This window comes from Ruegeria sp. AK11 (genome assembly GCF_056541095.1).
Genome location: NZ_JBQFXU010000001.1, coordinates 937,128 through 950,032, shown reverse-complemented (window position 1 = coordinate 950,032; position 12,905 = coordinate 937,128). Strand labels below are relative to the sequence as shown.

Sequence of the window (12,905 nt, the reverse complement as noted above, 5' to 3'; positions counted from 1 at the left end):
ACGCAAAAGGACAAAAAATGCTGGAAATCAAGAATCTGCACGTGAAACTTGAAGAAGAAGACAAGCAGATCCTAAAGGGTGTGGACCTGACGGTTGAAGCCGGCAAGGTACACGCGATCATGGGGCCGAACGGGTCAGGCAAGTCAACACTCAGCTACGTGCTGTCGGGCCGCGACGGGTACGAAGTAACCGAAGGTTCGGCCACTCTGGACGGTCAGGACCTGCTGGAGATGGAACCGGAGGAACGCGCAGCAGCAGGTGTTTTCCTTGCCTTCCAATACCCGGTTGAAATCCCCGGAGTTGGCAACATGACCTTCCTGCGCACCGCAGTAAACGCGCAGCGCAAGGCCCGTGGAGAAGAGGAACTGTCTGCCGCAGACTTCCTGAAAGAAGTGCGTGCCAAGGCCAAGACGCTAAAGATCGACGCGGATATGCTTAAGCGCCCGGTCAATGTTGGTTTTTCGGGCGGTGAGAAAAAGCGTAACGAAATCCTGCAGATGGCTATGCTTGAACCGAAGATGTGCATCATGGACGAAACCGACTCGGGCCTTGATGTGGATGCGATGAAGCTGGTCGCCGAAGGTGTGAATGCCCTGCGGGACGAAGGCCGTGGGTTCCTGGTCATCACCCATTACCAGCGCCTGCTGGATCACATCAAACCTGACGTCGTGCACATCATGGCCGATGGCCGCATTGTCAAAACCGGAGGCCCGGATCTGGCGCTTGAGGTTGAAAACAACGGTTATGCCGACATTCTGGCCGAGGTGAACTGATGGCTTTGCCGCAAGCGAAACAAACCGCAACCGAGGCGCGTCTGGCTGCGCTGACCATGCCTGACGCGGGCTGCACCCGTGGTGCACGCGAAGACGCTTTGGCGCGTGTTCTGGAATCCGGGTTGCCGGGGCGCCGGGATGAGTATTGGAAATACACTCAGCCCGACAGTCTGATTTCTGCCGAGGCTTTGCCTGCGGCGGTGTTTATCAATGATGAACCGGTACTTTTCAACGACCTTGACCGTTTGAAAATTGTCTTTGTAGACGGGGTGTTCAGCGCCGAGGAATCCGATGACCTGTTGCTGGACGGTGTCAAGATCGACCGGATTGAAGACATCTGCTGCAAAGACATTCATTGGGCAAAAGACCTGTATGGCGTTCTGGAAGCGCGTGGCCAGTCCCCGGTTCAACGTCCGTTGGCTGCATTGAACACGGCCTTTGCGTCGGACGGAGTTGCCATTCACGTTACAGGCAAACCCTCTAAACCGATCAACCTGATTTATCGTCATGCCTCGCCGACATCCGATGCGATCCTGCATCACGTTATTCGCGTGGAAAGCGGGGCCGAGGTGACAATTCTTGAATCCGGCCCGGCGGCGTCGCGTTTCAACAAATGCATGGAAATTGAAATTGCCGACAAGGGGACGCTGCATCATGTGCGGGCGCAGGGCAGGGACCATGAACGTCGCGCCGCGACCCATATGTTCACGCGTTTGGGGGCAGAGTCGGTCTACAAGTCCTTCACCTTGACGGCGAATGGGGTGCTGACCCGTAACGAACAGGTCGTTGAACTGACCGGGGACAATGCGGTGGCGCATGTGGCCGGGGCCTGTGTTGGGGATGGTGATTTCCACCATGATGACACGGTGTTCATCACCCATGACGCGGTAAATTGCGAAAGCCGTCAGGTCTTTAAGAAAGTGCTGCGCAACGGTGCGACCGGAGTGTTTCAGGGCAAGATCCTTGTAAAGGAAGGGGCTCAGAAAACTGATGGCTACCAAATCAGCCAATCGCTGCTTTTGGATGATGACAGCCAATTCCTCGCCAAGCCGGAGCTAGAGATCTACGCCGATGACGTGGCGTGTTCCCACGGCTCAACCTCGGGGGCGATTGACGAAACAGCGCTGTTCTATCTTCGGTCACGGGGTGTTCCGGTCAAGGACGCGACCAACATGTTGACGCTGGCGTTCCTGGCCGAAGCGGTGGACGAAATCGAAGACAGTGCTTTGGCAGATGAAATCGTAAGCCGTCTGGAAGGGTGGCTGGCGCGCCGAAGCTGATGGCGCTGTCGTCGGATATCCTGGCAACGTACTGGGGGCCGGGGCGCGTGGTGCGCAGGCTTCTGGATATGGGTCAACGAGAAGACCGGGCGCTGATCTTTGTCATGGCGTTTTGTGTGGTGGCATTCATCGCCCAGATGCCTGGCCTTGCGCGCAAGGCGCATCTGGAAGACGTTGAGCTGAATATGCTTCTGGGTGGTGCTCTGCTTGGATCAGTGTTCATTCTGCCCTTGGTTTTTTACACGCTGGCACTGGTATCTCATTGGGCGGCACGCCTGTTTGGCGGGCAGGGAAGCGCTTATGGTGCGCGCCTGGCACTGTTCTGGGCGCTGTTATCCTCTGCGCCGCTGGTTCTGCTGAACGGCCTTGTCGCCGGATTCATTGGGCCAGGGCCTACCTTGACGTTTGTAGGTCTCGCCTGGGTTGCTGTTTTTGTCTGGTTCTGGGTATCCGGTCTCAGACAAGTGCAAAGGTCCGTCGCATGAATTCGAGTTTTCTGGGAAATCTGGCGGTCCTGACGATCAAGAACCCGGCCGAAGCGGCGCGACGGCTGATGGCGCTCAAGCTGGGACGAGAAGTGCTTTGGTTGGCATTTGCGCTGGCGGTCGTTTTGAACTGCGTTGTCCAATTGGGAATTGATCTGTCGATAACAATGGCGGCGGGTCAACCCTCTCCGGCGCTCGAGAGTATTCCCATCGTTTTGGTGCGCTCGGCCGGGGCCATGATGCTGAGCATCGTCGCATTCCTGCTGGTCGGGCGATTGCTGGGAGGTCTGGCGAGGTTCGATGATCTGATGGTTTTGACGATCTGGCTGCAGTTCCTGCAAATAGCCGCGTTGGCGGTGACGCTGGTCTTGAGTCTGACCCTACCATTCCTGATGATGATGACATTGTTGGCGACAGCAATCCTGAGCCTTTACGTCACGCTTCATTTTCTGAATGAAGCGCATCAGTTCGGGTCTCTCTGGAAATCCTTTGCGGTAATTGTGTTGTCAGCTTTTGTCGCCATCCCTTTCGTTCTGTTTCTAAGCCCAACCGGGCCCGTCTAGGAATACCACTCTTATGTATGATGTGCAGAAAATCCGCTCTGACTTTCCGATCCTGTCGCGTCAGGTGAATGGCAAGCCCTTGACGTATCTCGACAATGGTGCTTCGGCTCAGAAGCCTCAGGTGGTCATTGACGCGGTGACGCGGGCATATGCCGAGGAGTATTCGAATGTCCATCGTGGCCTGCATTTCCTGTCCAACCTTGCGACAGAGAAATACGAGGCCGTTCGTGGAACGATCGCACGTTTTCTGGGGGCATCGAACGAGAATGAGATCGTCCTGAACTCTGGTACCACCGAAGGGATAAACCTGATCGCCTATGGCTGGGCTATGCCGCGACTAGAAGCGGGGGATGAGATCGTTCTGAGTGTGATGGAGCACCATGCAAACATCGTACCCTGGCATTTCCTACGCGAACGACAGGGTGTCGTGTTGAAATGGGTCGATGTCGACGCAGAAGGCGGGCTTGACCCTCAGGCGGTAATCGATGCAATCGGGCCGAAAACCAAGCTGGTTGCTGTGACACACTGCTCGAACGTGCTGGGTACGGTCGTGGATGTGAAAGCCATAACTAACGGCGCACATGCCAAGGGCGTTCCGGTTCTGGTTGATGGCAGTCAGGGTGCCGTTCACATGCCAGTAAATGTTGAAGAGATCGGGTGCGATTTCTACGCAATCACAGGCCACAAGCTTTATGGTCCGTCAGGGTCGGGTGCGATTTTCATCAAATCCGAACGCATGGCCGAGATGCGCCCCTTCATCGGTGGCGGCGACATGATCAAAGAGGTCAGCAAGGATCAGGTCATCTATAATGACCCGCCAATGAAGTTCGAGGCCGGCACGCCGGGGATCGTACAGACCATCGGTCTTGGCGTGGCGCTGGAGTATATGATGGACCTGGGGATGGAAAACATCGCTGCCCATGAATCCAGCTTGCGCGATTACGCGATGCAACGTCTGACCGGACTGAACTGGTTGCAGGTTCAGGGCACTCGCCCGGACAAGGCAGCGATTTTCAGCTTTACGCTGGACGGTGCTGGCCATGCACACGACGTTTCTACCATTCTCGACAAGAAAGGTGTTGCGGTTCGTGCCGGTCACCACTGTGCAGGGCCGCTGATGGACCACCTGGGGGTGACGGCAACATGCCGCGCCAGTTTTGGTCTCTATAACACTACCGATGAAGTAGATACGCTGATCGAAGCGCTTGAATTGGCGCATGATCTGTTTGCCTGATTTTGGTCTTGATAAGGGTGCGGCAATCGCGATTTGCAGTTGCACCCGGATTGGAACAAGGTTAGCTAACGGCCAAGGCACCTGTAGCTCAGCTGGATAGAGCGCTGCCCTCCGAAGGCAGAGGCCAGAGGTTCGAATCCTCTCAGGTGCGCCACCCAATATTCAACGTCGGATTGAAATCGGAAGCCCTGAGCAGCGGACTTGTCGATTGGATTGCTTAATGCGTTGATCGTGCAGTCATCACAACGGCCCATGAGTGCAAAAATACTGCTGAGTTGCAGTATTTGAGGGAGGGATTCGCTGTCGGGTATCGGGAGTTATTGTAGTAGTTGATTTGGCGGCTCTGCCGCCAATCGCCACAAATGTTAGAAAACCGAGTGGGAAACTCAGTCAGTCAAAAGTTCCAAACAGAACCGATGTGTTCAGGTTTTACCCGCGCCAGGTGCGAACCACGCCGCAATCCATGTGTACGAAGTTCGATCCATAATACTGACCAACACCGCCTGCGCGGCACGACATCGCCGCCTTGGCCATCTGCGATACCGAGCGGGAGGCAAGGCGCAAATCAGCTGCTTGCCCTTCCATGTGAAGCGAGTTGCGCGCCACACGGCGGGATCGGGAACGCAGCATTGCGTTGGTCTGAGGTGAGCGATATCCGGACAACAGCATGTAGGGTTCGTTGACATCCAGCAAGCTGTGTGATGCCGCCATGATATCAATCGTGCGTAAATCGATGGATTTTACCTGATCTGTGCGCCAATCACGCATGAAGTTGTTCACTTCTTTGACAGCGTCCTTGATATACTTACCATCGACCCAATAGATCATATCCAACCGTTCGCCAGTGCGACCGGAATACATACGAATGCGACGAATATCGCCGCCACCGCGTAAAAAGCCTGCTGCGTTGGAGTAGGTGGGTGCTGCTGCGATTGCCGTTGCTGCAAACGCTCCCAATAGGGCACGCCGGGTCAAGCCCGAGGAACTGCTCTCTGTCATTTTGGTTTTGTCCCGTACTGTTCCTGCCTGCACACGATGTTACGTGCACTGTCTTAATTATTCCCATCCCAGATGCGGGATTTATGGCACAATCGGAATCGACGGCCAAGAAGTGTTTCATTTTTACCTTTTCAAGGGGGAATTTTCGGCAGTTTTTTGCGCAATTGCCACAGAGCATCACAAATATTTCGCAGTTGTGGGCTTTGGGCCGCGCAGCCGATGCAAACGCGCATCAGGCCCACGAAGAAGCGATTTGGTAAGGATATCGTGAGTGGACAAGCGTTCTGGCACGACTGCATAGTTGATCGACGTATAAATCACCAGTTCAAACTATTGAATTCCAAGGCCATCCTATGTTTTCTGTTCTCCGCACCAGTACCAGCATCCTGTTTGCCGCGTGTTTCGTGGCTACCGCATCCGTCGCCAATGTGTCGTCCGAAGCTGCGCCAGGAACTGCGTTTCAGATGGCGATGGCTGAACATACTCAGCAGGCGCCGCAACTGGTTGAGTTCTACCGGGCAAACGGGTTTTTGCCGCTTTGGGTCGGCGATACGCCTGAACACACTCAACGCCGGGCGGCGCTGATCAATGCGCTTACGAATGCGCATCTGCACGGCCTTCCACAGGCCGAGCCGACTGTTGCCGCCGTGATGGAGAAGATGGAAAAGGCCCGTTCGGTGCGCGATCTCGGTGCGGTTGAAGCAGAACTTAGCCGTATCTTTGTCGAATATGCCGACGCGCTTTATGCGGGCGCAATCCGGCCCGGCAGTGTGGATGATGGGCTGGTTCGGTCCGTAGAACGACGCAGCACTGTTGAGCATTTGCAGGGAATAAGCACTCTGGGCGCGGCCTACTTTACAGTCTTGGCGCCGCAATCACATCAATACCGCGCATTGATGAAGCAGAAGCTGTCCTTGGAAAAGCTGGTATTTCAAGGGGGATGGGGGCCAACAGTTCCCGAAAGCAAACTGGAATACGGCGACACGGGACCGAATGTTGTCAAGCTGCGCGACCGTCTGGTGGTGATGGGTTACATGAAACCGTCCGCCAGCCCGTCTTTCGACAGCGCGTTGCTTGAAGGCGTTCGTGCCTTTCAATCCGCGCATGGGCTTGAAACCGATGGTGTGGCGGGCAAGGGGACGATTGCCGAAATTAACCGTCCAGCCACAGACCGGTTGAAAGCCGTTTACGTTGCGTTGGAACGCGAACGCTGGCTGCCTCGGGAACGCGGCACGCGTCATATCCTTGTGAACCAAGCCGACTTCACGGCCAAGATCGTGGACGAAGGGCAAGTCACTTTTGAAACCCGCGCAGTCATCGGTAAAAATGTGCATGATCGAAGAAGTCCGGAATTTTCGGATGAGATGGAGCATATGGTGATCAACCCAAGCTGGCATGTTCCCCGCTCGATCGTGACCAAGGAATACCTTCCGAAACTGCAATCAAACCCGAATTCCGTGGGACATATTCTGATAACTGACAGAAGCGGCAGGCAGGTCGATCGGGGTGCGGTGGACTTTACCCAGTTTACGACCAGCAATTTTCCCTTCGCAATGCGTCAACCGCCCAGCCAAAGCAATGCGCTGGGTCTGGTGAAGTTCATGTTCCCCAATAAGCACAACATCTATCTGCATGATACTCCACAGAAAAACCTGTTCTCGCGCGAAGTTCGGGCCTTTTCACATGGGTGTATCCGCTTGGCCCAGCCATTTGAATTTGCTTACGCCTTGCTGGCCAAACAAGAGGAAGATCCAAAGGCATTCTTCCATCGCGTTCTGAACACCGGAAAAGAGACCAAAGTCAATTTGGAACAGAAAGTTCCGGTGCATCTGATTTACCGCACGGCCTATATCGGGCCCAAAGGCGAAGTGCAGTATCGTCGCGATGTCTATGGGCGGGACGGCAAGATTTGGGATGCCCTACAAAAGGCAGGGGTGGCCCTGCCGGACGTTCAGGGGTAAGCACAGGGCAAATCCTGCCAAAAGGAAGCCCGCCATGCAGTTTACCGTACAACAGATTGCCGAGTCTCTGGGTGCCGAATGTCAGGGCGATGGCGGCCTGACGATTGTGCGCGCCGCCGAACCGGGCGATGCAGGCCCGACAGATCTGGCGATGGCTATGTCTCCGAAGTACGCCGAGGCGCTTACCAACGGAGCCGCTCGTGCGGCCGTCCTTTGGGAGGGCGCCGACTGGCAGGCGATGGGATTGCGTGCGGCGATTTTTGTAAAACGTCCCCGTATGGCGATGGCTGGCATCACTTCCATGCTGGACCGTGGGCAAGGAGTTGAGCCGGGGATTCACCCCTCGGCCGTGATCGATCCAACAGCTGAAATCAGTTCTGACGTGGCGATTGGACCGTTGGTTGTTGTAGGAGCGCGCGCCCGGATCGGCGCAGGCTCTGTCATAGGGGCACATTGCACCGTGGGAATGGACGCCATATTGGGCGACCAGGCAGTGTTGCGCGAAATGGTCAGCATTGGCGCACGGGCGCAGATCGGAGATCGTTTTATTGCGCAACCCGGTGCCCGGATCGGAGGGGACGGGTTCAGTTTTGTTACCCCCGAAGTCTCGGGCGTCGAAAATGTACGCAAGACAATGGGCGATCAGGGTGAGGCCAAAGCTCAGAGCTGGCTGCGCATTCACTCGCTGGGTGCTGTGGAAATCGGTGACGATGTCGAAATTGGCGCGAATTGCACAATCGACAATGGCACGATCCGAAATACGTATATTGGCCACGGTTCCAAGTTGGATAACCTGGTCCATGTCGGGCACAACACCCGAGTCGGTCAGGACTGCCTGTTGTGCGGTCAGACTGGTGTGTCGGGTTCGGTTGAGATCGGAAACAACGTGGTTCTGGGCGGTCAGACCGGCGTTGTCGACAACATATTCATCGGGGATGGGGTTATTGCCGGTGGCGGCACTAAGATACTGTCCAACGTACCCGCTGGTCGCGTGATCATGGGGTATCCCGGAGTCAAAATGGAAACGCATACGGACATCTACAAGGCACAACGGCGTTTGCCCCGTATGGCACGCGACGTCGAGGCATTGAAAAAGGCTGTTTTCAAACAGACCCCGAGCGATTAAATCAACCTCAAACTGATAATCAGGGGATCGACATGAGCATCAGCGACCGCGTCATCGCGATCATTGCAGAGCAGGCCGTTCTGGAGCCATCGGATGTAACGCCCGAAAGCACGCTGGAAGATCTGGGTATCGACAGCCTCGGGCTGGTCGAAAGCATATTTGCCATCGAGGAAGAGTTCGACATTTCGATTCCTTTCAATGCCAACGAGCCCGAGGCCAATGACTTCGATATCTCCAATGTGGCCGCGATCATCTCTGGGATCGAAAAGCTTGTGTCGGAAAAGGTCTGACACACGCTCATGAAACGCGTTGTCATTACCGGAGCAGGTACGATCAATTCGCTGGGCCATTCGGTCCCTGACACGCTGGAAGCAATGCGCGAAGGTCGTTGTGGTATTTCGGAACTTGAATTCCGGGATGTTGATCGGTTGGCCATCAAGATCGGCGGACAGGTCCGGGGTTTCGAGGCGGAAGGGCGGTTCAACCGACAGCAGATGTCGCTGTACGACCGCTTCACGCAATTCACCCTGACAGCAGCCAAAGAGGCGATTGAACAGTCGGGCATCGAATTTCACGGCGAACTCGCGGCCAGATCAGGCGTCGTTCTGGGGACCGCGGGCGGTGGTGTTTCGACCTGGGATGACAATTACCGTTCCGTTTATGAGGACGGGAAGAACAGGGTACACCCCTTTGTCGTTCCAAAGCTCATGAACAATGCCGCCGCCAGTCATGTTTCAATGGAACATAACCTAAAAGGCCCCAGTTTCACCGTGTCGACGGCGTGTGCGTCATCAAACCATGCGATGGCTCAGGCTTTTCAGATGGTGCGCAGCGGCGCGGCTCCGGTCATGGTTACGGGCGGGTCCGAATCGATGTTGTGTTTCGGCGGTGTAAAAGCCTGGGAAGGGCTGCGCGTGATGTCGAAAGACGCGTGCCGCCCGTTCAGTGCCAACCGCAACGGAATGGTGCAGGGCGAAGGGGCTGGCGTCTTTGTCTTTGAGGAATACGAACACGCCCGCGCCCGAGGGGCCGAAATACTGTGCGAAGTTGTCGGCTTTGCCATGTCATCGGATGCCTCGGACATTGTGATGCCCAGCAAACAAGGGGCCGCGCGTGCCATGGCCGGTGCCTTGGCCGATGCGAAGCTGAACGCAAAAGATGTGGGTTATATCAACGCGCATGGCACCGGAACGGCTGCAAATGACAAAACCGAATGCGCAGCGGTGGCCGACGTGTTTGGGCCGCACGCAGACGATCTGATGATATCGTCCACGAAGTCCATGCACGGCCACCTGATAGGCGGGACCGGAGCTGTTGAGCTGCTGGCCTGCATCATGGCACTGCGGGACGGTGTCATTGCACCGACGATTGGATATGAGGAACCGGACCCGGAATGCGCGTTGGACGTGGTCCCGAACGAAGCACGCGAAGCAAAGGTCAACGTCGCGCTTAGCAACGCATTCGCCTTTGGTGGGTTGAATGCCGTACTGGCCCTGAAGCGGGTTTAGTTAAAAAGCCGCCGTTGATAATACGGCGGCTTCCACGGATGTTATTTCTTAGTTTGTGTTGACGTTCAGAGCGTCAAAGCCCGATGTGAAGCCGGAGAGCGACATGTCCATTTCAAGAACCTGATCCGGGAAACGGGCGGGAACCAGTGAAAACGTCGCTTTGGTACCAGCTTTCATCGCGTCGATATCCCCTTGGCTAAGACCCAGTTGCGCGATGCAGCCCACGGGAACGCATTGGTGATAGTTGTACAATTTACGCGGCGCGCCATCGATTGACAGGGCCAGTTGCGCTTGCAGCAAAGTTTCGAGGGGTACGATCACATTTGCCCAAGCAACGGCGGCACCACCTTCCGGCAGTTTCCCGATCGATACTTCCGCGATCGGATCACCATTTTTGCCCTCCAGAACCTGAACGATGGCGCAAGGATCCTCGCCTTCCTGTGCCTTAATACAGGATACGTCCCAATCGCCGAATTCTTCCTTTACGAACTGTTCTCCGACCCGGGGGCCTTCCTGACCAAGGTCCAGACCGGCGTCTGGCGCGGTTGTGGTTGTGTCTTGTGCATACGCTGCGCCGGATAGCAGAACAGCGGCGACCGTGTTGAACGAGAGGATTTTCTTGAACATGAATGCCTCGGGTTGATGATTGATCTTTTTGCTTCGTTTAACACTCTTCTGAACCAGTGTCAGGCACTAACAGAACAGCCTTTGCGAACGTGAACGGATTCTTGCCTGAGGCCTGGAACCGCACCTTCGGAGATTAGAAAAAGGGAGCTGTTCGACCAGCTCCCTTCCCCATAAGTTTCTCCCCGTCGGACTGGCCGACTTATTTATGCGCAAACCCTACGGAAGGGGCGCACACGGGTCAACAGCTATCCTCGTTTTTTAATCTATGCGCCAGAATAATAATTCGATGGCCAAACCAAAAAGGCCGTGCCAGCAGGCACGGCCAGTCGACAGGGAGGAAGTCTGCCCCGCAATGCAAGGCAAATAGACTATCGCAGTCAAAGGTTAACTTTGTATGCTGGCGGCAGATCGGTGAACAATAAGGCAATGTTAATGGGCACGAATATCTTTTTGGGCGGTGGCGGTGAAAACTATGGCCAGCCGCAGGAACTGGCGTTGAAATATGCCAACCGCCACGGGTTGATTGCCGGGGCAACCGGTACCGGCAAAACCGTGACATTGCAGATTCTTGCAGAAGGTTTTTCTCAGGCGGGTGTCCCGGTATTCCTCTCGGATGTGAAAGGGGATCTGTCTGGTCTGGCCCTTCCCGGAAGCGAGGCCCACAAACTGCATCAGGCCTTTCAGGACCGGGCCAGTCGGATCGGGTTCGAGGATTTTGCCTATTCTGCCTGCCCGGTGACATTCTGGGATTTGTTCGGTGAACAGGGCCATCCAGTGCGCACGACGGTGACGGAAATGGGTCCGCTGTTGCTGTCGCGGTTACTGGAGTTGAGCGAGGCGCAGGAAGGTATCCTGAATATCGCATTCCGCGTGGCCGACGAAGAAGGGATGCCGTTGCTGGACCTCAAGGATCTACAGGCGCTGCTGGTCTGGATCGGAGAGAATCGGGCGCAACTGTCATTGCGATACGGCAATGTATCCACGTCCTCGATTGGGGCGATCCAGCGACGTCTGTTGGTTCTCGAGAATCAGGGCGGAACAAAACTGTTTGGCGAACCGGCGCTGGATTTGGCCGATCTGATGCGAACTGACGAAAACGGGCACGGAATGGTGAACATTCTGGCATCAGACCAGCTGATGGCAGCCCCACGGCTATATGCAACGTTTCTGTTGTGGCTGTTGAGTGAACTGTTCGAAGAGCTGCCAGAGGTCGGAGACCCCGAAAAACCAAAGCTGGTGTTCTTTTTTGACGAAGCCCATCTGTTGTTCGACGATGCGCCAAAGGTTCTGGTGGACAAGGTCGAACAGGTCGCCCGCCTGATCCGTTCAAAGGGTGTGGGTGTATACTTCATTACTCAGAGCCCCGCCGATATCCCGGAAGATATTCTTGGACAGCTGGGCAACCGTATACAGCACGCATTAAGGGCATTCACGGCGCGGGACCGAAAGAACCTGCGGCTGGCCGCTGAAACCTATCGCGAGAACCCGACTTTTAACACGGAAACGGCAATTCGCGAAGTCGGTGTGGGGGAGGCCGTCACCTCAATGCTGCAAAAGAAAGGTGTTCCGGGCGTGGTCGAGCGTACGCTTATTCGTCCGCCGGGATCTCAGCTGGGGCCAATTTCAGATGCCGAACGCCGGGATATCCTTGCCGCCTCGGCGATGGCAGGAAAATACGACAAGAGCGTAGATCGAAAATCTGCCTTCGAGATTCTTCAGGCGCGGGCCCAAGCTGCGGCCAATGCCGCAGAACTGGCCGAATCCGACGAAGTTCTTGAAGCGCAATCGCCGATCGAACGCGAATATTCTTCGGCCCGCAGATATTCGGGCAGCCGGGTCGGCCGGTCCTCCTCCCGGGTTGAGCGCAAGCAGGACACGTTTGCCACGGCAATGACCGAAGCGGTGATCAAAGAGCTTAAGGGCACAACCGGGCGCCGGATCGTGCGCGGTATCCTCGGCGGATTGTTTCGCAACAGGTAAAAACGTAGCGTCCTTGGTGGGCGCTACAGCGTTTACTTCAGTCGGCGTTGGCCTTCCTGGCGACAATAGGCGTCAGCCTCGGGAACAGACATCTTCGTGGCTGGGAAGTCGATTGCACGGTCCCAGGTCACGCGATCCTGACGATACAACTGACAGGTCACGACACCTTTAGGTGTCTGAACCTTGACGGGCGTCGTCTCAAGATCTTCGGGGCTGGGGACACAAGCGGATACCGCAACCGCAATAGCCGGAAACAGAATGAGTGATTTCAGATGTGGTGCTTTCATTTTCTACTCTTGTCTACTCGTCTTGTTGATCGATTGAAACGGCATAGGCGAGGGTGAGTGCCAGCAACCTGCCGCAAATCGA

13 protein-coding genes and 1 tRNA gene are annotated in these 12,905 nt (G+C 55.7%); 11 read left to right on the top strand and 3 right to left on the bottom strand.

What is annotated here, in order from left to right:
* The first annotated feature begins 17 nt into the window (after window positions 1-17).
* From sufC to ACR0D9_RS04790, 6 genes are all read left to right on the top strand, one after another.
* Entirely contained in the window at window positions 18-773 is a 756-nt protein-coding gene (gene sufC, locus ACR0D9_RS04815; protein WP_480485611.1) for a Fe-S cluster assembly ATPase SufC, read from the top strand.
* Window positions 773-2,053 carry a Fe-S cluster assembly protein SufD gene (gene sufD, locus ACR0D9_RS04810; RefSeq protein WP_480485613.1) on the top strand — a complete coding sequence of 427 codons (1,281 nt, stop codon included), beginning with the start codon at window positions 773-775 and terminating at the stop codon, window positions 2,051-2,053. Before sufC ends, sufD begins: the two co-directional genes overlap by 1 nt.
* Entirely contained in the window at window positions 2,053-2,538 is a 486-nt protein-coding gene (locus tag ACR0D9_RS04805; protein ID WP_480537884.1) for a YIP1 family protein, read from the top strand. The genes sufD and ACR0D9_RS04805 overlap by 1 nt, the downstream gene beginning before the upstream one ends.
* A complete protein-coding gene (locus ACR0D9_RS04800; RefSeq protein WP_480485617.1) occupies window positions 2,535-3,101 on the top strand; it encodes a YIP1 family protein in 567 nt (188 codons plus the stop codon). The genes ACR0D9_RS04805 and ACR0D9_RS04800 overlap by 4 nt, the downstream gene beginning before the upstream one ends.
* Window positions 3,102-3,114: 13 nt before the next feature.
* Window positions 3,115-4,335 carry a cysteine desulfurase gene (locus ACR0D9_RS04795; RefSeq protein ID WP_480485619.1) on the top strand — a complete coding sequence of 407 codons (1,221 nt, stop codon included), beginning with the start codon at window positions 3,115-3,117 and terminating at the stop codon, window positions 4,333-4,335.
* Window positions 4,336-4,412: 77 nt separating this feature from the next.
* Window positions 4,413-4,489, top strand: a tRNA-Arg gene (locus tag ACR0D9_RS04790).
* 275 nt (window positions 4,490-4,764) lie between these two features.
* Here the strand turns inward: ACR0D9_RS04790 and mepK are convergent.
* Entirely contained in the window at window positions 4,765-5,334 is a 570-nt protein-coding gene (gene mepK, locus ACR0D9_RS04785) for a peptidoglycan L,D-endopeptidase MepK (protein ID WP_209503903.1), read from the bottom strand.
* Between the two features lie 353 nt (window positions 5,335-5,687).
* Between mepK and ACR0D9_RS04780 the strand changes: the two genes are divergently transcribed.
* The 4 genes from ACR0D9_RS04780 to ACR0D9_RS04765 are packed head-to-tail and all read left to right on the top strand — an operon-like array spanning window position 5,688 to window position 9,929.
* Window positions 5,688-7,295 (top strand): L,D-transpeptidase family protein, encoded by a 1,608-nt coding sequence (locus ACR0D9_RS04780; protein WP_480537882.1) that lies wholly within the window; start codon window positions 5,688-5,690, stop codon window positions 7,293-7,295.
* 34 nt (window positions 7,296-7,329) lie between these two features.
* A complete protein-coding gene (locus tag ACR0D9_RS04775; protein ID WP_480485621.1) occupies window positions 7,330-8,421 on the top strand; it encodes a UDP-3-O-(3-hydroxymyristoyl)glucosamine N-acyltransferase in 1,092 nt (363 codons plus the stop codon).
* Window positions 8,422-8,453: 32 nt separating this feature from the next.
* Window positions 8,454-8,711 (top strand): acyl carrier protein, encoded by a 258-nt coding sequence (locus ACR0D9_RS04770; RefSeq protein WP_171723262.1) that lies wholly within the window; start codon window positions 8,454-8,456, stop codon window positions 8,709-8,711.
* A 9-nt stretch (window positions 8,712-8,720) separates the two neighbouring features.
* Window positions 8,721-9,929, top strand: coding sequence for a beta-ketoacyl-[acyl-carrier-protein] synthase family protein (locus tag ACR0D9_RS04765; protein WP_480485622.1), 1,209 nt, complete (start codon window positions 8,721-8,723; stop codon window positions 9,927-9,929).
* A 48-nt stretch (window positions 9,930-9,977) separates the two neighbouring features.
* Here ACR0D9_RS04765 and ACR0D9_RS04760 read toward each other — a convergent pair whose 3' ends face one another.
* Window positions 9,978-10,556, bottom strand: coding sequence for an invasion associated locus B family protein (locus ACR0D9_RS04760; protein ID WP_480480900.1), 579 nt, complete (start codon window positions 10,554-10,556; stop codon window positions 9,978-9,980).
* Between the two features lie 432 nt (window positions 10,557-10,988).
* Between ACR0D9_RS04760 and ACR0D9_RS04755 the strand changes: the two genes are divergently transcribed.
* Window positions 10,989-12,536, top strand: coding sequence for a helicase HerA-like domain-containing protein (locus ACR0D9_RS04755; protein WP_480537880.1), 1,548 nt, complete (start codon window positions 10,989-10,991; stop codon window positions 12,534-12,536).
* Between the two features lie 32 nt (window positions 12,537-12,568).
* Here ACR0D9_RS04755 and ACR0D9_RS04750 read toward each other — a convergent pair whose 3' ends face one another.
* On the bottom strand, window positions 12,569-12,823 hold the full coding sequence (locus ACR0D9_RS04750; RefSeq protein WP_209503910.1) for a hypothetical protein: 255 nt from the start codon (window positions 12,821-12,823) through the stop codon (window positions 12,569-12,571).
* Window positions 12,824-12,905 lie beyond the last annotated feature (82 nt).

Coding starts and splice junctions, on each gene's coding strand:
- sufC (WP_480485611.1), top strand. CDS start 18: ATGCTGGAAATCAAGAATCTGCACGTGAAACTTGAAGAAGAAGACAAG.
- sufD (WP_480485613.1), top strand. CDS start 773: ATGGCTTTGCCGCAAGCGAAACAAACCGCAACCGAGGCGCGTCTGGCT.
- ACR0D9_RS04805 (WP_480537884.1), top strand. CDS start 2,053: ATGGCGCTGTCGTCGGATATCCTGGCAACGTACTGGGGGCCGGGGCGC.
- ACR0D9_RS04800 (WP_480485617.1), top strand. CDS start 2,535: ATGAATTCGAGTTTTCTGGGAAATCTGGCGGTCCTGACGATCAAGAAC.
- ACR0D9_RS04795 (WP_480485619.1), top strand. CDS start 3,115: ATGTATGATGTGCAGAAAATCCGCTCTGACTTTCCGATCCTGTCGCGT.
- mepK (WP_209503903.1), bottom strand. CDS start 5,334: ATGACAGAGAGCAGTTCCTCGGGCTTGACCCGGCGTGCCCTATTGGGA.
- ACR0D9_RS04780 (WP_480537882.1), top strand. CDS start 5,688: ATGTTTTCTGTTCTCCGCACCAGTACCAGCATCCTGTTTGCCGCGTGT.
- ACR0D9_RS04775 (WP_480485621.1), top strand. CDS start 7,330: ATGCAGTTTACCGTACAACAGATTGCCGAGTCTCTGGGTGCCGAATGT.
- ACR0D9_RS04770 (WP_171723262.1), top strand. CDS start 8,454: ATGAGCATCAGCGACCGCGTCATCGCGATCATTGCAGAGCAGGCCGTT.
- ACR0D9_RS04765 (WP_480485622.1), top strand. CDS start 8,721: ATGAAACGCGTTGTCATTACCGGAGCAGGTACGATCAATTCGCTGGGC.
- ACR0D9_RS04760 (WP_480480900.1), bottom strand. CDS start 10,556: ATGTTCAAGAAAATCCTCTCGTTCAACACGGTCGCCGCTGTTCTGCTA.
- ACR0D9_RS04755 (WP_480537880.1), top strand. CDS start 10,989: ATGGGCACGAATATCTTTTTGGGCGGTGGCGGTGAAAACTATGGCCAG.
- ACR0D9_RS04750 (WP_209503910.1), bottom strand. CDS start 12,823: ATGAAAGCACCACATCTGAAATCACTCATTCTGTTTCCGGCTATTGCG.